We start from the raw sequence: 19333 nt of genomic DNA, 5'->3' as shown, positions 1-19333 counted from the left end.
GCATGGCGCGGTGCGGTGGCGCGTGCCTGCGAGTGGCCGCCTGCGGCGGCCGCGAGGAGCACGCGCGAGGGAGCCGGTGAGCGCTCGGAGAGCGCGAACCGCGAGGCTGGGGAGGCGTGAGGTGCGGTGCTGTCTTGGGCAGGACTCAAAGGGGCAGCCGCGAGGCCGCAGTAGGCGATGGAAGCACTGGAAGGAGCGAACGGAGTGAGAGACTGAAGCGCGCAACGAGCGTACTGCGGCCTCGCGGCTGGGGCTTTGGAGGTGTCCGCGGCTGCCACCAATTTGCTTGCTCCTCGCCGATTCGCGTTCCATCAGAACCTCGCTGATCGCCCCCCTTTCGGAAGGATTAAAAGAACGAGCGGCCTTCTGTCGAGTGCGGGCCGGTGGGGTAGCTTGGTATCCTTCGGCCTTCGGGTGGCCGTAACCACGATTCAAATTCGTGCCGGCCCACTTCTCCCGCATCCGTTCGCCCCGACGAGCCGCGGCGCTCGGGTTCCGACGCACCGAATCGATTGAGTGTCCCGAGCCGGAACCGATCGGTAATGCCAACCGACACCGTCGCGGGCGTCGACTGGGCGGGCGGCGCGTGGCTCGCGGTCGTGATCGACGGGGACGGCGAGCCGGACGCGCGCCTCGAACGCGACCTCGAAGCGCTGTGGGCGGACGGCGTCGATCGGATCCTGGTCGACGTGCCGATCGGGCTCCCGGACGACGCGGAGACGCTGGCGGCCCGGGAGGCCGTCGACGCGGCCGCGCGGTCGGCCAGCGGCCGACCGAGCAGCGTGTTCCCGGTCCCGTCGCGGGGCGCGTGCGAGGCGGCGATGGACGGGGCCGATTACGATACCGTGAGCGAGCGGAACCGACGGGACCTCGACAAGGGACTGAGCCGGCAGTCGTACCACATCGCGCCGGCGGTCGGCGAGGTCGACGCGTTCCTCCGAGGGGACGAGGCGGCGCGCGAGGCGGTGATAGAGGCGCACCCGGAGGTGTGCTTCCGCGGGCTCGCCGGACGGTCGCTCGACCACTCGAAGACCGGTGCGCCGGGCGTCGGCGAGCGGCTGGACGCGCTCGCCGACCACCTCGACGAGCCGGGCGCCGCGCTCGGGGATGTCTGTCGGGGGCTGGCCGACGACGCGCCCGACCTCGCGGAGACCGCGGACGCGACCGTCGACGACGCGGTCGACGCGCTCGCGCTCGCCGTCGTCGCGCGCCGCCCGGCCGACGAACTCCGGTTCCTCCCGGGCGACGCCGACTACCGCGACGCCGAGGGGATCCCGATGCGGATGGCGTACTGGAGCGCGGAGCCGCTGGCGTGAGGCGGGCCCGGGGTCGGGCCCGCCGACGTTCCCAGGGGGCGACGACCGAGATCCGATTCCGACGTTGGTAAGGTTCAAGTCCCTCTGTCGCCCGCTACGACACGAATGAAACTCTTCTCCTCGCGGGCGGACCGCCGGCGGGGGATCGCGGCCGCGGTCGGCGTCGCGGTCCTCGCGGTCGGGCTCTACGTCCTCGTGAGCCGCTACGCCGGCTTCCTCACCAACGCCGAGGCCCTCCGGACGTGGCTCGACCAGTTCGGCGTCTTCGCCCCCATCGTGTTCATCGGTCTCCAGGCCCTCCAAGTCGTCGTCGCCCCGATTCCGGGTCAGGTCGTCGCCCTCGTCGCGGGCTTCCTCTTCGGCTCGCTGTGGGGTACCGTGTACAGCCTCACCGGCGTGCTCATCGGCAGCGCGGTCGCCTTCTCGCTCTCGAAGCGGTACGGTCGCTCCTTCGTCGAGAACGTCATCCACGAGGACGTGATCGAGCGGTTCGACGGGTTCGTCGACACCGTGGGCGTCCCCGGGCTGTTCGCGTTCGTCATCATCCCCGGCCTCCCGGACGACGCCATCTGCTTCCTGAGCGGCCTCACCAAGTGGTCGCTGCCGACGTTCATGGGCGTCATCGCCGTGGGGCGGCTCCCGGCGTACGTGCTGACGGTGTACGCCGGCGGGGAGCTCGCCAGCGGGCGGTTCCTCTCGGCGATGGCGCTGGTGGGGCTGGTCGTCGCCGCGTCCGCGGTCGGCTACTACAAGCAGGAGGCGGTCCGGGACCTCGTCGAACGGGTCGAGCCGCGACTCCCGTTCTGAGGCGCGCGGCGCGCTCGTCGGCCGAGCGGTCCGACGGTGATCGACCCCGGGGCTACCCCCACGTCCACTGCGCGTCGAGCACGAAGCGGTAGAGGCCGCTGATGATGATCGCGACCACGTTCGCGACGAGGTACATCACGCCGCCCCACTCGACGAGCGCGGCGAGGACGCCGAGCTGGATCGGGATCGCGGTGCCGCGGACCAGGTTCGTCTTCAGCAGTCCGGTGAGGTACTCGGAGACGCCCGTGTTGCGGCTCGCACGGAACGTCCACGCGTTGTTGAGGACGTACGAGCAGACGATCGTGATCTCGATGGCGATGGTCGCGCCGACGAGGTAGTTCAGTCCCGCGGCGTCGACGAACAGCCAGAGCAGCGCTAACTGGAGCCCTGCGGTGAGCGCGCCGACGACGACGAACCGCCGCATCTGGACCGCGATCGGCCCGCTCGCGAGGTCGCGCAGGACCGCTCGGATCATTTGTACCCGAGCGCTTCGAGGCGGGCTTCGAGGTCCTCGTCGACCTCCCCCTCGTCCTCGCCGCGCTCGGCGGCCGCGGCGGCCGCCGCCGCGCCGCGCTCGCGGAGCAGTTCCGCGTGGGCGTCGACGACGGGCGCGAACCGCTCGATGACCGCCTGCGCCTCCGCGTCGGGGTCGACCGCGAGGTTCGTCTGCTGGGTCGGGTCGGAGGGGCGGTGGTACAGCTCTCGCTCGCCGGCGTCGACGTTCTCGATGTACGTCCAGTCGTCGTCGCGCGCGCTGACGAACAGGTCGCCGTCGGACAGCGATCGGGGGATCGGCTGCTGGGTCACGTCCTCGCCGCGGACGGTCACCGAGACGACCGGGTCGGCGGCCGACTCCTCGTCTGTCTCCGAGGGCGCCCCGTCGCCGCGCAGCGCCGGGAGGAGCGACTCGCCGTGCCAGTCGTCGGGCGCGTCGACGCCGAGGAGGTCGGCCACGGTGGGCGGGATGGCGTCCAGCCCGACCCGGCCGTCGACCCGCCCGCGGTCGAGCCCGGGGACGTCGGCCACGAACGGGACGTGGATCAGCTCGTCGTACAGCTTCGGGTAGTGCGCGAGGTGGCCGTGTTCCTGGAACTCCTCGCCGTGGTCGCCGGCGAGCAGGACCGCCGTGTCGTCGCGGACGCCGGCCGCGTCCAGGGCGTCGAGCAGCCGGCCGACGCTGGCGTCGACCTGCCGCACCGTCGCCTGGTACAGGGTCCGCAGCTCGTTGAGGGTCCGTTCGCCGACTTCGAGGCCGAGGCTCGTCCGGGCGTGCGCGTGGAGCATCTGGTGGGTACCGACGATGCCGTCCGACACCTCACGGATGTACCGCGGCGCGGGCACGTACGGGGTGTGCGTGTCCATGTAGTGGACCCACAGGAAGAACGGCTCGTCGGTGTCGTCGACGAACGCGGTCGCGGCGTCCTCGACGTCGAACATGCGCGAGGCGTCGAGGAACGGGCGGTCGTCGCTGTCGCCGCGGAGCTTCGAGCCGAGCCGGCGGATCGGCGAGGTGGCGAGCTGGATCCACGCCTCGACGGTCGGGTGCGCGGCGAGGTATCGGCTGTAGACGCTGGAGCCGACGCTCGTGACGAACGGCTCGAACTCGTCGAACCCGTCGGGGTACCCCCAGTGCTCGGTGAGGAACCCGTTCGCGGCGTTGAACCCGCCGGTCGCGATCCCGGCGTCGGAGAGCGCCTCCGCGAGCGTCACCGACTCGTCGACGCCGATGTCGCCCGTCCGCGCGAACACCGGCTCGGAGGCGAGGATGGCGGGGAACGAGAACGGCGTCCAGTTGCCGGTCGCGAACGCGCGGTCGAACACCGTCCCGCCGTCGGCGAGGTCGTCGATCACCGGCGAGCGGCGCTCGGCGTCGTACGGGGAGACGGCGTCCGCGCGGAGCGAGTCCACGGTGACGAGAACGACGTTGGAGACGGGCGCGTCGTCGGTCGACGCGTCCGCGTCCGCGGCTGAAGGGGTCGACGAGTCAGATGTCATAGGGTACGATGCGAATCCCCGGAGAACGCGCTCACCGCGGCGGACTTCGGGATCCGCGAATATACGTGGAACGGCGGTAGCCAGCGGCTTGAGGATTTCGATCCCGCGCATCTCCCGTCGAGCGTACCTATTTGCCGGTGCCGACACACCGTGTCGACATGGACGAGACGCCAACCGGCCGGCCGGTCGACGACGCGGCGCTGCCGGAGTCGGTCCCCGACGACGAGATTCCCGAGTCGGTTCCGGGGCGATCCCGCGCGGTCGAGACGAACGGCGTGCCGCTCCACGTCGTCGAGGCGGGCCCGGAAGACGGGAAACTGCTGGTCCTGCTCCACGGCTTCCCCGAGTTCTGGTACGGCTGGCACGACGCGATCGCGTCGCTCGCGAACGCGGGCTACCGCGTCGTCGTCCCGGACCAGCGCGGCTACAACTGCTCCGGGAAGCCCTCGGCCGTGCGCGACTACCGGATCGACGAACTCGCGCGCGACGTGGTCGGGCTGATCGACGCGTACGACCGGCAGAGGGCGGCGGTCGCGGGACACGACTGGGGCGCGGCGGTGGCGTGGTGGCTCGCGCTCCACCACGAGGACCGCGTCTCCGAGCTGGTCGCCGTCAACGTCCCGCACCCGACCGTCTTCGAGCGGGCGCTCCGCACCTCGTGGGACCAGCGGCTCAAGAGCTGGTACGTGCTCGCGTTCCAGTTCCCCAAGCTGCCCGAAGCGATCGCCAGCGCCGGGAACTGGCGGCTCGCGACGAACGCGTTACGCGACACGAGCGCGCCGGGCACATTCACCGACGAGGACCTGCGGCGCTATCGCCGCGCGTGGGACCGGGACGGCGCCTTCGAGGCGATGGTGAACTGGTACCGCGCGATCGTCCGCGACCGTCCCGAGCCGGCGACGACGGAGGTGACGGTGCCGACGCTGGTCGTCTGGGGCGCACAGGATCGGTTCCTCGCGCGCCGACTTGCCAACGAGAGCGTCGAGCACTGCGCCGACGGCCGGCTGCTCGTGATCGACGAGGCGAGCCACTGGGTCGTCCACGAACACCCCCACCGCGTCGCTGAGGCGATCGCGGACCACGCCGACCCGCTGCCGCCGGGCGCGCGAGAGTAGTCCCCGGAGCGGTCTCGGCGTTCCCGAGTCGGGCTCGGCGTTCCCGAGTTGGGCTCGGCGTTCGGGATGGACGACGCGCCGCGACGAATACTGTCCTCAGTCCGTCGCCACAAAGATTATATCTGCCCTTCACCAAAGGACAGATATGAGCAAGCACTTCGAAGACGCACGGTACTACCTCGGTCGAGCAGCGGAACACGCGAAGGCGGGCGTGAAAGAGGAGTTAGCGCCCGTCGAGGAACGGGTGAAAGAGCTCGTCGGCCGGGAGGACGAGGAGCCGGAGCCCTCGCGGCTGGACAAGCTCCAGGCGGACCTGAAGGAGCTCGAAGAGCGCGCCGAGGGCGAGGCCCGCGAGGCGGTCGCGTCCGCTCGGAAGCGCGTCGCGGAGTACCGCGGCAAGGACACCGCCGCGGAGTAACGGCGCTCCTCTCGGCGCGATCGCGGACGCCGACCTACTTCAGCGGCGGCCCGGCCGTCGCGGCCGCGTCGACGCCGATCCGCTGTTCGGCGGGCAGCACCGCGTACTCGACACCGGCCGCCTCGAACAGCGACCGCACTCGTCGGATCCCCTCCTCTGCGTCGACGTCCGTCGCGCGGTAGTGGCGGATGGGGTGCCGGATCCACGACGGCTCCCAGTGAGCGTACACGTCGGTCGTCGAGCGGTCGGCGCCGGCGTACAGCGCGAGGTGAAGCTGGTCGTCGCTTTCGAGCGCCCCCTCCGGGTACCGGACCCAACTGGCCACGGTCGTCTGCGGGGGCGTCTCGTAGTCGCGGTACTTGAGCGAGGAGACGAGGTTGCGCACGAACCCGAGCCGGTGGAGCCGCGCCTCGACGACCGGGTACGGCTCGCGGAGCGTGAGCGCGTACTGCTCTCGTGGCGTCTCCCGCTCGGCGTAGAGGCCGACGAGCGACAGCGGCGCGTGGAGGAGACTCGCGACGTTCTGGCGGAGGCGTTCGAGGAAGCGGAGTTCGTGGGTCACGACGGGGGATCCGGGCGGCCGCGAAATGAAGCTTCGGCGTAAAGTAACTCTTAAGTCCGGACGTCGGATACCTCGACACGAGCGGGTTGGTGGTCTAGCCAGGTTATGACGGCTCCTTCACACGGAGCAGGCCGGCGGTTCGAATCCGCCCCAACCCATACGTAGTACGCACGGACTGTAACCGTGTGATTTCTTCACCTTCAGACTCGCTAGCTCCCGAATCGTGATTTTGTGCCGCGTTTTCGGGGGGTCGGAAACTTCCTAACTCAACCGGTCGGCGTATGCTGGTCGCCTCCGTCCGGGAATCCGGTTATATGACTCGGATCGATGTATAAGTATCTGGTGGCGTCGCGGACCTCCGCGCGCGCCGGGCAAGACGCTCACTCTGAAGAGATTCCGCTGACCGGCACCGGTTAACCTCGAAAGCGAACGCGATAGGGGAGATCTGTCAGAGACCACCGATACTGAGGAGGGCTCCAAGCACGACGAGGACGGCGACGGCCGTCGCGCCGACGGCGAGCGCCGTGTTCTCCTGCGCTTTCTCGTAGAACGGCATGGCGTCGTACTCCTCACGGAACGCGTCCCGGTTCTCCGCGTCGTAGAAATACTTCGTTTTGAACGCGAACCGTTCAGTCACCGCGCACCCGGTACAGACGGGCGTCCCCTCTAGGCGCTCCGTTCTGATGTGCGAGTCGCAGTTGATGCTCCCGCAGTTCGCGCAGTACGTGTAGGTCGCGTCGGTCCCGGCCGTGTCGCAGTGGACGCATCGGTGAATCCCGTCCTCGCTCGTCACGCGCGACGGCCCCGCCGCGAAGTACTCGTACGGATACGTGTACTCCCCTAATTCAGTCGTGTGCCGAACCTGCGGCACGTACACTGGTTCGATCGAGTGGACTGAAATATCAGAGCGCTTCGGCTCGCACGTTTTCGTGTACGTGACGTTGTTGTCTCCCGTGTAGGAGACCGTCGTCGTGTGGTGGTCCCGGAGTCGGTCGACGGCCCAGTCCTTGTACTCGGTCTGCGTCTGCCCGAACCGTCGCTCCTCGACCGCGTCGAACCGATCTTCGAACCGGCCCGCATCGAGATCGACGGTCGCGTGGAGGTTCTCTATTACCAGCTTCGAGACGTCACCGGACGCGGTTTCCGGGTGGCCGCGTTCGGCGTGGACGACGAACCGGGACCGGTCGTTGACCTGGTGGATCACGCCGACGGATGTCTCGAACACCGCGTTCGTGTCCGCCGTCACGGCGACGACCGGGCGGAACGTGACGTGAGAGTGCGGCGCGGGAAGGTCCGCCGACTCGATGTTGTCGATGTTCTGGAACACTTCTTCGACGGGTGCCGTCACCGACATCGCTGGGTCGTGCGGTCTGAGCGTCTCATCGCACAGGATTTCGATCCGCCCGTTGTACAGGTCCAGCCCGATGTCGTCCGCGATCTCGCGTAGATCCTCGCCGTCGATCAGCTCGATCGGGTACGGGTCGTCGTTCCGCCGGAGTCGCTCGGCGTACTCGACGGCCGGGCCGGTGAACCGACCGGTCGTCGCCACCATCCCGCGTTTCGGCCCGTCGAACTCGAACGTCGCAATCGCCGAGTGTAACTTCTGGACCACCGGCCGCCCGACCGTCCCCGTGTGCTTACACTCGACGACGACCCCGCGCCGCGTCCCGTCGACGACCCCTTCCATCAAAACGTCGCGCCCCTCGTCGGCCGTGCGTTCCGCCTGCCGGACGTTCTCGTACCCGAGGTTCCGAAAGACGTCCTCCATCACGTCTTCGAACTCGAATCCGGAGAGGTCATCCAAGACCGGCATTGAACGCACGCCAATTGTGTCAGTCGCCTAATAAAGGCTCTATTGAAACTTCCAAAGCAATCCGTCTACGCAAATGGAACTCACGAATTCCGAAATAGCGATTTCGGAAATCGTGATTTCAGAAATCATGATTTCTGCTATGTCGTTCCGATTATAGAATCAATATGAGGCACAACGGTTACCGGTCAGAGAACCGTCGGCGTGAATCGTAGCGAGTTTTGAGATGCTCTGACGGAGAATGCCAGAAACACTTCTACGGGGTGCTCGCTATGACCTGCCCAGAAGCCGGGAGAGGAAGCCGCTTGACTCGTCAGCGTCACCGTCCTCGGTTTCGTTTTCTTGTCGATTATCTGGCCGCGTCTCGGTCTCAGCGGGATCTCCGAGGAGCTCTTCGACCGGGTACCCGATCCACTCGGCGAATTCATCGGGTGCGCCGATGTACACGCTCGTTGAGGACTTCTCGGACATGAACCGCTTAGGGAGACGTTTCTCGTAGTCGTACACCTCGTACTCTTCGCGGTCGAAATCAGCCGTGATCGCGTCGGGCTCCGATTCGAAGGTGACGCGGCCGCCCTGAATGTCGCGCTGCCATTTGAGCCGCCCCGTGTCGTACGTTTTCTCGGCCGGCTCGTCGGCGGGGAAGTACTCCGGCTGCTTTCGGCCGGCTTCCTCGTAGAACTCCCGAACGATACGGCGAACGTCTTCGATCGTTCCGTTCCCGTCAGTCCAGGGTTTGTCGGTGAGCATCCGTCGCGCGACGTAACTGAAGATCGGGTTCTGCCGTTCGAGCACCTCCGCGAGGTCGTCTTGCGCCGCGCGGAACCCCGGGTCTTCCGGGTTCGACGGGAACGACACGTCCATGCTGAGGATCTTCATCCGGTTCCGGAACTCAGATTTCGGGAGCGCGTCGTTCGTCGTGAAAATCAGGCACGGCTGATCGACGCTCGTCGGCGTCCAGTCGCCCCAGTAGTTCCGGATCGGACTCCACCGCTGTATCTTCTCTTTCTCCGCGTCGATGATCGCGTACGGGAAACTCGTGTTCCACTCCCGAATCCCGCGGATCTCTTTGACGCCGACGTCGTCGGCGTCCACTCCGGAAATAACGGTGTTGTCCGATATCAGTCGGAGGATGTACTCGGTGAGTTTGTCCTTCCCGGCGTCGCTTTTCCCTTCGATGTACAGGTGCTGGAGGACGTTATCGAGAGTGCGTGACGGCGATGATAACGCCTCGGCGTACTGGTTTGCGAACGGGGCCCAGAACCCGTAGAGGAACGCCTCGTACATCTGCGCCATCACCGCCGTCTCGGACTGCGTGTGCCCGTGGTTTTCGACGGTCTCGATGTAGTCTTCGATCGTTTCGAGGCAGTGATCCAACACCGCCGGCGTCGGTTCCTCGGTGGCGACGAAGATCATCTCGTCTTGCTCGCCGATCACGACTTGCTCCGCGTCCGGCAGCACCGTCATCGTCGGGATCGCCGTCGATTCCTTCACCTGCGTGTTGTACGCGCTGAGCGGCGCGGTGATGCTGTGATCCTCGATCGTCGCGCCGCGATCGCGGAGACTCGCCCCGAACTCGTCCGCGGTGTCCTTATCGACCTTACTCGTCCCCATCCGGATCCGCTCATCGGGCGTCCTGACACGAGGGCGATCGAGCGTGTCCGTCAGCCCCGTTTCGTGCTCCGATTCGACGAGCCCAACGTCCGGTTCCGCATCCTCGTCGGCAGCGTCGCTTGACTCCTCGCTTCCGGCCGCTTCTGGTTCGACGACGGTTCGATCAGCGGCGTCCGGATCTTCGACGAACGCGACCGTTTCGTCGGCCTCCTCAGGGTCTTCGACGACGGCCGTGACGTGGTCCGCGACCGCTTGTAGATCCTCGACGGCGTCCTGGTTCAGCGCGGCCGTGTCACTCACGTCAAGATCGCCGGCCCCGACCCAGTACTCGATCCGGTTTTCGCGCTCTTCGGGGGAGTCCGCGTCTTCGAGCGCTTCGACGAGGCCTTCCAGCAGCGTCTGGCTGCTGTACCCGTCTCGGTACTGATCGATGAACCGTTCGAACGCCTCGTCCAGCTCCGTGCCGAGCTCGGTCGTCATCACCGAAATCTGGTTCGTGTGGTACTCCCACGAGTTCCGCGACAGGTTCGCCGACCCTTGAACGAGTTTCACCGTGTCGTCCGGCATGACGATCCGGTAGATCTTCGAGTGAACCGTTTTCCGGTTCTTCAAGCGAACGACGAGCCGGTCGTCCTGCCGAAGCTGGACCAATGACCGAGCCGTCGCCACTTCGTTCACCTGGTCGGCGTAATCGTCGGCGTTCCCGATCAGCACGTCGAGCGACCCGATACCGTACTCGGTCAGCATCTGTACCATCAGCTCAGGCGTCTCGGCGTACGTCACCGCGTCCACGTGATCCGCGCCTTCGAACAACTCCAAGAAATCATCCCGGCTTTTCACCATCGCCAACCGGTACTTCGCCGCACCTGACCCGTAGAACTCCGGCATATCCGCGAACCGGTCGAACGAGATGTTTGCCGTCAGTTCGTCCATGGAGAATACAGCGCGATGACACGAATAAAAGCGAGCCACGGAGTGATAGTAACACGCGGTGCTCACCAGTGAAGCCGACACTCGATCAGCGTAATTTGGTCGTGCTGTGAGTCGGGATCACATGCTGTGAATGCGTAGTAGAGGATTTCTAAGGCGGTTTCAGGGCGATCTATTTTGGCGCTGTCGGTGCTAGTTTTGAATATGCGATTGAGCCCGTTCGAAGCGGCATATGATGATCACTGGCTGAACGACGCCCCACTGTATGGGAGGCCTGGACTACGTGATCCTCGTGGGAGTTACGCATTCGAAGTGTTCCCGGCTCGTACGGATGATGATCTGAGCCGGTGTCGCCCTATCCCGCGTAACGAGGAAGAGTGTGACTGGTCTGCGATCGGCTTTGAGATTCCGAAGGCGACGGCATTCGATAACCACGTGTTGATGATCAACACGTACAACCGCCCGAGATTACAGTGGTACACCCCGGGAGAGTTCGAAAAACGCTTCTTCTACGATCCGCTCGACCCGCCGCGACCGCGCGGCGTTCTCCCGAAGGGATGGGAGCGACGAGTCTCGAAATCACTCGACCCGTCCGTCCCTATTACTGAGGACAGGCGAACGCTGCTGCGCCGGATTACGAAGCTGTGGAACGGTGACGTCGTGTGCGGCGTTCACTTGCTTGCTGACCGCTGCCCGACGATCAAACACATCACTCACGACCTGGATGAAACCGAACTCAATCGGCTATACTACAACACGAGGCTCGGCCGTGATACGCTGCTCGCGTTCACCGATGCCGACTGGTTCGAAACCACCACTGGCTTCCTCAAACCGACGACCCTGTTCCGCAAGCAGGCCTGGTACGACCTCAACGACAAGGCCCGCGTCCACATCAACGAGAGCGAAGCGTATCCGACCCTGCGCGGCGACCCACACGAAGGACTCACACATCGCGTTACGGTCGGCCTTGTCCGACTCCACGACACCATTCGTGGGTGGAACGGCGCAAGCTACTACGACTGGAACGGCTACACGATAGACGCGATCGCCAACGACCAGCGCGGTCGAACAATCGCCCGGGAAGTTCTCACCGGTCACAACAACTGGAAACTCCACCGGGCCACGTACCGAAAGCTACGAGAGTTAGACCGGCGAGGAGCCAAACCGATAGCCGTCTTCGACACGCGCCGCACAGCGTACCGAGTGTTCAACCACTGGCACAACCGGGACGGCCTCGGTACCCTCCCGAACGGTACGTTCAATTCAGAGTTCAGTATCTCCGCAGGCCGAGACCGAATCCAGGACGCGTACGACAACGACGCGCACGACTGGGCCGTCGCCGACTGGACGACTACATGGCGGCTCAACCAAGACACCCTCGGGGCAAACGCCCCGGAGCTCAGCCGAGATCAGATCACCTCAGTTAACTGGTAGCTCGATTTCCACACACCCCCACCACTTTCCCCTAAATGGGGTACACAACGGTACTATTACTGGTCTGATTTCGACACCCGGACATCGTGAATTCGCGCGTCACACCCCGTTCCGGAGTAGAAAATCACTCCGGAACTTGCCGTCCGGTACACCCCACTGACAGCCTTCGTACACATTGAGATGGACAACAACCTCTCGAAAATCGAGGGACCGGAGTTCGGAGTCCTGTAATGTAATCGTGTAACGATCTGGTCAAAACCAATGGGCAGCGGAACGATCTTGACACCACTCAAAATAGAATAATTACAATAACCAGATGTTGAATTCTATTCGGGTAATGTAGATCTACAACGCCTGATTCAAAACCGCACCCGGGCGTAGCAATTGAAAATTGGTACGTTCGATAGAAAACTCACCGACAGGACCCATTTCGATATCTAACCCGACCTCATCTACGTACTCCAGAATCTCATATCGATCGAATAGACAAACTGGACCGCCAAATCCAACAAATTCAATAAATCGTCAATGTCGTAATCTCCGACGTTCCCGAGATTTAGCGTCCAAGTTGACGTCCTCGCTAGGCGGACAGTACCACCGTACAGGTCATCTCCCACCAGCGATGACTCGTCCCGATCCAGTACTACAGGCTACCGAGATACACCTCTGCCGTCTCAACTCGCCCGTGCCTTCCATCGATCACATCCAGCGAGTCTAGCGTTTCACGGACTAAGGCACGAACTGCGTCGCTCCGATTTACCGGGTTCTTCTCGTCACCGACGTGCTCATTGAGATAAACATACTTATCGCTTTTTTCGTGATTGTAAGTAGTCAGTCTAGCAGTTCAGTCTTCGAGATTATCCAGGGCTAGTTGGGCGACTGATCTGACGTCGGCGTCGGGGTCTTTCGCTGCGATTTCGCGTAACGTGTCTACGGCGTGCTTCGCGTTAATGTGGTTAAGCGCCCAGCACGCGTTAAACCGCGTATTGGCCGGGTCATCATCAAGTACAGCGAGCAGTTGCTCTTCAGCTGGGCGCACGGCGTCAGGGTGCTCAGCGGCGACACGAGCCAGAATCGCGGTCGCGTTGTGTCGCACCTGTTCATCGGAATCATCCATCAGCTCAATCGCCTCTGGAACCCACGGTTTCACCTTCGTAGGGTATTCACCAGCGATATCAGCGAGCACTCCAGCCGCATTCGATCGCAGCGGCATCTCCTCAGCTGACAACAACTCGCCAGCGGTCGGCACCGCTTCGACAGTCATCTCCGGTTGCTCCTTGCTGAGCAGCCCGATCACCGTGAGTACCCGGGTGTGCGCGCGCTCTGGTTCGGTCTCTAGGAACAACTCCAATTTCGGCACGACATCCACTAACGCGTCAGGCTGGGCTCGCACAACCGCAGCCAGGATGCTTGCGACGACGTCCGCGTCCGTGGACTCATCCCGGAGAAGTGCGGCGAGGTCCGGTACAGCACTCGTTACAGCAGTCGGATCGTGCGCAGCGAACGTAGCGAGGAACTGTACTGCTTCACTCCGCAGCAACGGATGTGTAGCGGAATCAAGTAGCGTCACGGCCGGATCAACCCCTGATCGAGTGAGTTCCGGGTCGGACTCACAAACCATTGTGAGCACGTTGAGCGCCTCACCCTGGACCGCGGGCGGACTGTGACCCAGTAGGCCCACCATCGGTTCGACAGCCGCAGTACACGCAGCCGGCGCTTCTGCTGCTATCTCAGCGAGATGCGCGAGCGCCAATCGGTGTGGCTTTCCCGTTGACGACTCAATCGCTGTCAACACCTCATCGAGCCGCTCTGGATCAGGTGTCTCAGGAATCCGGTCAAAATCCGACTTCGTGTACGTGTTCCCTGCCCGGTCAACGAGACTGTACTCGGTCAGATCCCCATCTGGCCGAACTGACATTTCAGACAGTTTCAACCGGTTCGTGTGCGTCAGCGGCATCACCCGCTCGTCAGGCGGTTTCAGCAGATCCCACTCAACTGTCTGATACCCCACCTCTGGCGTCGCATCCGCCAATGGATCTTTCATTCGTTCACCCTCGCTTCACACCCGCGCTCGGTTCCCTCGCGTTCGCACCCGCGGCGCACTACGCATACCAACAACTAGTCGTTCATGAGTAAATTCATTTTCTATAAGCATAATGGGATCCTATGACAGGCGACCGACTCCTTCTTTCAACTGTTGGCGTTGGTCCATACGAGCAGACCACCTTCGGCTTAGAGAACCATGGTGAGACACGCGCATCGATCTCGCCGATCGCGTTGACAGATTTGCTTGAAATTGACACGGTACTCCTTGCTCACACAGCGACAATACGCGACGAAACCGCGTACCTCGACCAGATCCGTGACGCGTGTGCTACACAGAACATCGCCGTTCAGACAGTGGAAGTCCCGCTCGTTGAGGGCCGTACAGATGTCGATCAGATCCTTGACCGCGTCGGCGCATCCCTGACCCGGTCCGGAGCAGACTCCGTCGTGCTCGACATCACGCACGCACACAGGTCGCTTCAGCTCGGGTTCTACACGACAGCCGTCCACCTCGACGCGCTCGACGTAATTGACTTGGAGAACATCTACTACGCTGAAGACGCCGGTCACGGTGGGAACGCGCAGATATTCGACTTGTCGTATCTCGCCGCGTTACTGGAGTGGCACCACGCACTCCGAAGTTTCAGAACGCAGGGGACGCTCGGCCCGCTACAACAACTCCTCACATCGAAGAGAGACCGAGTCTACCGGCGAGGCGACACCCACCCCGAACTACTCCGACTCTCAAAAGCGCTCAACAGCGTCACATCATACCTCGACGCGGGACTCCCACTAGAGACCGGCATCGCAGCACGCGACGCAGTTGAGATCATCGATGAGCTCGACGACCGCGATTTCATCGGCCCGGAAGGGGCCTTCCTCACACCACTATCGAACCAACTCGAACGATTCATGATCGAGCAGGACGACGTAGCGGCGAAGACAGACATCGAACTCACACCAGGAGAATTACGGCGCCAACAAGCGCTCGTCCGGTTTTACGTTGACACCGGCCGAGAGTGGATTGCGCTTGAATGCGCCCGCGAGCTATTCATCACCCGACTCCTCTTCACCTCCGGCAGAAACTCGCACGACTGGCTGGAACCTGACACTCGTCACACCACGCGGAAAACCCTCACTGAGACAGCCAAACAATACCAAGCCAGCAGTGCGCCCGACACAGAGGCACTACAGGTCTGGGAAGAACTCTCCAGCTACCGCAACGCACACGCTCACGCCGGATTCGACCCGGACAACACACCAACAGGTGCGACGGTCAAGCCAGTGCTCGAAACCGTGTGCGACCGACTAGACGATGACCAATTCTGGAACGAAATCGCCGAACTAATAGACACCTCGTAATTGAGAGCCCTCACCGACTCATCGACAGGTTAGACAAAGAAGCTTACCGGAGTCGTCAGAGACGGTTCCTGAGCACAGCAGGTCGGGTTAGTGCCTCCTACTTCGTTTGAACGAGCTCGTCATCTCGTACGGGACGCCGGGCTCCAACTCCGATGCCGCGGCCTCGGATGCTGTCAGTAACGACAGACCAACGATCGTCGTTGGACATACAGTATCTCGAGTATGAAAAACGCGGTTACAATAAAATCCGAGACGCGCCGAGAGAGTAGTTTTGATCTACATTGCGGGGGATATCTCTCGAAACCATTTGAACGAGCGCACGAATTGACTGTGCGCCGTTCAGTGCGTCTTGGGTGCGCTACTCTGTCGTGTCTGTAATCTCTTCGCAGTACGCGTCCTCCCCAAGCACGACTTGAATCTCTCCTGTCTTTGTATACTCGTAATCAGTGCCGTTGAGGACGTACACCTTCCCCTTGTCTAAACGCAGGTCTTCGTCGTACACCACGAACGGCCGGACCTCATCGTCGCTCATCGACCGATCACGTAGCAATCCCTTCTGGTACGGCTTGTGACTGTCAAGATCTTGGATGTGCGTGACAAGCGCCTTCACCAGCACGTTATCACCGGATCCACTCAGGTCGGTGAGTTGGGTGAGCCCCTCTCGAACAGCCATTATCGGTCCTCCGTGTACCGCACGGTAATCGTGCCAGTCGTTCGGCCCTCGGGCGTCTCTACGCCACACCACGGGCAGGCGTCCATCAGCGCAGCCTCGTGTGGTTCCTCACACTCTGGGCACTGGACCGCGTCAGGCGTTCGGACACGGGTTGCCGCCGCGTTAAGGACGGTCACGATAGCGTTGCCAGTTCGACAGGTAACGACGCCGGCAGGCGGGTAGTACCGAGCGCCGTCAAAATCCTTGTCCGGGAGCTCTGCGGTGATCCCCTCGTTCCAGAGCTTCTGAACGGAGTGGCTGGTCTCGGGGGAACGTTCATCGAGGCGCAGCGTGGCGTGGGTGGTCGTGAGCGGCCGGTGCGTCGTCGGGTGCGGTGTGACGGACATGTGTTGTCGTGTTCGGCTGGCGGTTGGCAGGCGGTTCCTCAGTGACTTCCAAGCCGGGGGAAGCACAGAACTACAGATTCGGGGATATAATAAATAATTTTCTGCGATACTTTTACTTATTTCCGTATTTCGCGGACGTATGTGCGCATATGAGCGCATACGCAGCGCAGATGCGCACATGTGGGCGTCTGAGCGGCCGGGTGCAGGCACGCTCGGCTGTGTGCCCCCGGCCGCGCTCGGCCCCGGGGGCGCTAGCGCATAATTGACGCGCGTGAATTCACGCGCGTGGTAACCGCGCCCGCGCGTTGATGGCGCACGCGGGCGCGATTGGCGCGCGTTTTGACGCGCGTGATCATAGATGGGGTTCCTGCTGTAAGGGGGCAAAGGGGGTCCTGCCGCAAGAGGGTCGAAGGGGCCTCTACAAGGGGGGTTGAAAGGGGCCTTACTACAGGGAGCTGAAGCGGCCCTACCGCAAGGAGGCCCCGACTACGGAGGAACTGCGTGAAACGGTCACCATCAAATTCTGTACAGGTGGTTACAGCGGAGTTTCGTCGACATCGCCATCGTCGTCATATGCGTCCGTCACACCCGCTGGTTCGTTTTCGAGTCGGTCGTGCGCCGTTTTCCACTCCTTTGTCGCTTCGGGGCTATCGGCACCGTGTTCGGTGTGGCGTTCCCGGACGTTCATTAGGACGGGCGTGTTCATCGCGTCCCCTGCCACGACGGCTTGCCCGGGCGTGAGTCCGGGGAGTTCATCGAGTACGTCTTCGCCGGCGCTCTCGACAGACGTGCGGATCGCCTGCTGGTCGTTCGGGTTCTGTATCTGCATGATGATCTGCGTGCCGCACTGTGACAACACGTCCGGGTCGATTTTCGACGGGCGTTGACTGATGATACCGACTCCGAACCCGAACTTCCGGCCTTCCGAGAGGATCCGGCGGAGGATCCCGAGACTCCGAGCGTCCCCGTCGGGGGCGAACCGGTGGCCCTCCTCGAACAGCGAGAAAACGGGGTGGTCGATCGCGTCGTCCTCACCGCGCGTCGCGGCTTCCCGTGCCTCGTACAGTTTCCGGAGCAACGCCGCGGCAAGCATCTGCTGGTCGGACTGCGACAGTCGATTGAGTTTGAGAACCGTGACTTGCCCAGGGGCGACGAGGTCCGTGAGTTCGTCGCGCGCTGCCGGGACGAACAAGTCGCGGTTCAAAGACTTGTTCAACCGCCACGCGAGCGCATCGACCGTCCCGCTGCGCTCTCCCTCGATGTCCTCGCATTTGTTGATGATGTCTTGCGGCGTGATGTGGTTGCTCTCGTCGGTCAGGTCTCGCCAGGCTTCGTTGAGCACGTACCGCATCCGGTCGCTCGGCCCGTCGAGCAACGCGAGCAAGTCGCTGTACGTGAGGTCCGGAATCGGGATCGTGATCTCGTCGGGTGTGACGATCTCCACCTCGGGCCGGTACCCGTCGTCGCCTTCGAACACGTGGCTGTGTTCGTCGCGCCGCATCTCCGGGAGCGTGTCGTACTCCGCGTGCGGGTCGAACACCAGCATCGCGGCGCGCGACGCCGGCCGCATCATCTCCTCGATCAGGACGCTCGCCGTGTAGGATTTTCCGCTCCCGGTCGATGCGAGGATCGCCAGGTGCGTCGCCGCGAACTTATCGATCGGGATGTGTACGTTCGCGGCCCCATGCGGTCGATTCAACAGCCATCCGAGGTGCGCCGTGCCGCTTCCGGAGTCCCAGTCCGCGCTCGGCAGCACGGCCTCCAAGTACGCGTCGGCAGCGAGCTGGAGTCGCGTCCCCGGCTGCGGTTGGATACGCGGGTTCGTGAACGTCGATATCTGCTCGTCGAAGTACCCGATCGTTCGCGCCGTGAACCGGCTGAGTTCCGTGTCCTCCGTCGGGACACCGAGGGCACCGGCGACCTCATCCGGATCCACATTCGGGTTCGCCAGGAACTCGCCCGGTAACCCGCGTTCCTGTGCCGTGTTCGTCACCCGAGCGAGGATCGCTTCCTGCTCGCCGGCGACCGTCGCGTTGTACGCGACGAATTCTCCGGTGCGAAGCCCCTTGTCGCCGGGTGCGATGAACTCGAACTCCGACGGGTCGTCTCCGGGGCACGCGACCGTCCCGACAGGCGTCCCGGTGAGCGCTGACACGTCGCGCGTCGCCGGCGGACTCGGGAGGCCGTGTTCGTCGCTCGTCATCGAAGCACCCCGCGGCTCTCGCTGGATTGCCAGCGGACTTTCTTCTCGACGACATCTAACACGGCGTCGGCGTCCGTGAGCCGCCGTAACCGGTCCACGATGGCTAACGCGACTTCCGGGCCGAACTGATCGGCCGTGGCGATCAGTCGCTCGTAGTACTCTAGCTTCAGTGTCCCGTCGTGCGTGTGGAATTGCCGGAACCCGTCGTCCGAGAGCGCGTACACGAAGTCGTCGATGTCCAGCGTCCACCGCGGCATCGACTGCGACACTGCGGTGAACGACTGCGGATCGCCGTCCGCCTCGCCGTTCGAGTGCTGGTGCGGGTCGGCATCCAGTTCGGCCGTGCCGAGGAGCGCGATCCCGAGCATTGTCTGCTTCTCGTTCACGTACCCCGGGACGAACATCTCCTGATCCGGAGCGGAAAGCCGCGGGCCGTCCCGTCCCTGATCGGGGTCCACGAGCCGCGTGTCGTACACGACACCTACCACGGCGTGCGGAGTGCCGCGAACGGTTTCCGTGGCGTACACGGGCTGGCCGAACTCGTACTCGTCGCGTGACGGCGGGTCCTCCCGCTCGCCATCTCGGAACGCCTGCGCGACGTAATCCATCTGCGTGTTGGAGTGTACGATGCTGCCTAACGCCGTGTCGCTCGCTGCGATCGC

Annotated in this window: 17 protein-coding genes and 2 tRNA genes; 8 read left to right on the top strand and 11 right to left on the bottom strand. The window is 63.5% G+C overall.

All coding sequences use genetic code 11. The features are described from left to right. Positions 1–377: 377 nt before the first annotated feature. The 3 genes from HPS36_RS11950 to HPS36_RS11940 all read left to right on the top strand — a co-directional run bounded on the left by HPS36_RS11950 (position 378) and on the right by HPS36_RS11940 (position 2123). Positions 378–450, top strand: a tRNA-Pro gene (locus HPS36_RS11950). 92 nt (positions 451–542) lie between these two features. Then, positions 543–1316, top strand: a complete 774-nt coding sequence (locus tag HPS36_RS11945; protein ID WP_173230312.1) for a DUF429 domain-containing protein — start codon at positions 543–545, stop codon at positions 1314–1316. A gap of 105 nt (positions 1317–1421) precedes the next feature. Then, the gene (locus tag HPS36_RS11940; RefSeq protein ID WP_053772733.1) at positions 1422–2123 is read left to right on the top strand and encodes a TVP38/TMEM64 family protein; all 702 of its coding nucleotides are present in this window, start codon (positions 1422–1424) and stop codon (positions 2121–2123) included. 52 nt (positions 2124–2175) lie between these two features. Here HPS36_RS11940 and HPS36_RS11935 read toward each other — a convergent pair whose 3' ends face one another. Beyond that, the gene (locus HPS36_RS11935; protein WP_137715953.1) at positions 2176–2598 is read right to left on the bottom strand and encodes a GtrA family protein; all 423 of its coding nucleotides are present in this window, start codon (positions 2596–2598) and stop codon (positions 2176–2178) included. Further along, positions 2595–4118, bottom strand: coding sequence for a sulfatase-like hydrolase/transferase (locus tag HPS36_RS11930; RefSeq protein ID WP_173230311.1), 1524 nt, complete (start codon positions 4116–4118; stop codon positions 2595–2597). The genes HPS36_RS11935 and HPS36_RS11930 overlap by 4 nt, the downstream gene beginning before the upstream one ends. A 158-nt stretch (positions 4119–4276) precedes the next feature. On the opposite strand from HPS36_RS11930, the gene HPS36_RS11925 reads away from it, so the two are divergent. Both HPS36_RS11925 and HPS36_RS11920 read left to right on the top strand, forming a co-directional pair. Next, positions 4277–5233, top strand: coding sequence for an alpha/beta fold hydrolase (locus HPS36_RS11925; RefSeq protein ID WP_173230310.1), 957 nt, complete (start codon positions 4277–4279; stop codon positions 5231–5233). 145 nt (positions 5234–5378) lie between these two features. Then, positions 5379–5651, top strand: a complete 273-nt coding sequence (locus HPS36_RS11920) for a DUF7553 family protein (RefSeq protein WP_173230309.1) — start codon at positions 5379–5381, stop codon at positions 5649–5651. Between the two features lie 34 nt (positions 5652–5685). Here the strand turns inward: HPS36_RS11920 and HPS36_RS11915 are convergent, their stop codons facing one another. Next, the gene (locus tag HPS36_RS11915) at positions 5686–6213 is read right to left on the bottom strand and encodes a hypothetical protein (protein WP_173230308.1); all 528 of its coding nucleotides are present in this window, start codon (positions 6211–6213) and stop codon (positions 5686–5688) included. Positions 6214–6296: 83 nt separating this feature from the next. On the opposite strand from HPS36_RS11915, the gene HPS36_RS11910 reads away from it, so the two are divergent. Continuing rightward, positions 6297–6371: transfer RNA gene (locus tag HPS36_RS11910), tRNA-Val, on the top strand. A gap of 290 nt (positions 6372–6661) precedes the next feature. Here HPS36_RS11910 and HPS36_RS11905 read toward each other — a convergent pair. After that, positions 6662–8026: a restriction endonuclease gene (locus HPS36_RS11905; RefSeq protein ID WP_173230307.1), complete on the bottom strand. Its 1365-nt coding sequence runs from the start codon at positions 8024–8026 to the stop codon at positions 6662–6664. Between the two features lie 267 nt (positions 8027–8293). Then, complete coding sequence (locus HPS36_RS11900) at positions 8294–10570, bottom strand: phospholipase D-like domain-containing protein (protein WP_173230306.1); 2277 nt, start codon at positions 10568–10570, stop codon at positions 8294–8296. Positions 10571–11008: 438 nt separating this feature from the next. Here HPS36_RS11900 and HPS36_RS11895 point away from each other — a divergent pair, with 438 nt between their 5' ends. Beyond that, positions 11009–12001 carry a hypothetical protein gene (locus HPS36_RS11895; protein ID WP_173230305.1) on the top strand — a complete coding sequence of 331 codons (993 nt, stop codon included), beginning with the start codon at positions 11009–11011 and terminating at the stop codon, positions 11999–12001. Positions 12002–12644: 643 nt separating this feature from the next. Here HPS36_RS11895 and HPS36_RS16880 read toward each other — a convergent pair. Beyond that, complete coding sequence (locus HPS36_RS16880; protein WP_235681757.1) at positions 12645–12836, bottom strand: hypothetical protein; 192 nt, start codon at positions 12834–12836, stop codon at positions 12645–12647. A 9-nt stretch (positions 12837–12845) separates the two neighbouring features. Then, positions 12846–14045: a HEAT repeat domain-containing protein gene (locus HPS36_RS11890; RefSeq protein WP_173230304.1), complete on the bottom strand. Its 1200-nt coding sequence runs from the start codon at positions 14043–14045 to the stop codon at positions 12846–12848. A gap of 122 nt (positions 14046–14167) precedes the next feature. Here HPS36_RS11890 and HPS36_RS11885 point away from each other — a divergent pair, with 122 nt between their 5' ends. Continuing rightward, positions 14168–15409: a TM1812 family CRISPR-associated protein gene (locus tag HPS36_RS11885; RefSeq protein ID WP_173230303.1), complete on the top strand. Its 1242-nt coding sequence runs from the start codon at positions 14168–14170 to the stop codon at positions 15407–15409. 358 nt (positions 15410–15767) lie between these two features. On the opposite strand, the gene HPS36_RS11880 is transcribed toward HPS36_RS11885, so the two are convergent. The 4 genes from HPS36_RS11880 to HPS36_RS11865 all read right to left on the bottom strand — a co-directional run bounded on the left by HPS36_RS11880 (position 15768) and on the right by HPS36_RS11865 (position 19279). After that, on the bottom strand, positions 15768–16082 hold the full coding sequence (locus tag HPS36_RS11880; RefSeq protein WP_173230302.1) for a hypothetical protein: 315 nt from the start codon (positions 16080–16082) through the stop codon (positions 15768–15770). Then, a complete protein-coding gene (locus HPS36_RS11875) occupies positions 16082–16468 on the bottom strand; it encodes a hypothetical protein (protein ID WP_173230301.1) in 387 nt (128 codons plus the stop codon). Before HPS36_RS11875 ends, HPS36_RS11880 begins: the two co-directional genes overlap by 1 nt. A 535-nt stretch (positions 16469–17003) precedes the next feature. Next, on the bottom strand, positions 17004–18671 hold the full coding sequence (locus tag HPS36_RS11870; RefSeq protein WP_173230300.1) for an ATP-binding protein: 1668 nt from the start codon (positions 18669–18671) through the stop codon (positions 17004–17006). After that, a complete protein-coding gene (locus HPS36_RS11865) occupies positions 18668–19279 on the bottom strand; it encodes a hypothetical protein (protein ID WP_235681704.1) in 612 nt (203 codons plus the stop codon). The genes HPS36_RS11870 and HPS36_RS11865 overlap by 4 nt, the downstream gene beginning before the upstream one ends. Positions 19280–19333: the final 54 nt, after the last annotated feature.

The sequence above is a fragment of the Halorubrum salinarum genome (assembly GCF_013267195.1).
Classification (GTDB): domain Archaea; phylum Halobacteriota; class Halobacteria; order Halobacteriales; family Haloferacaceae; genus Halorubrum; species Halorubrum salinarum.
The sequence above is the reverse complement of the archived record's forward strand: the minus strand, read 5'-3'. Positions and strand labels throughout refer to the sequence as shown.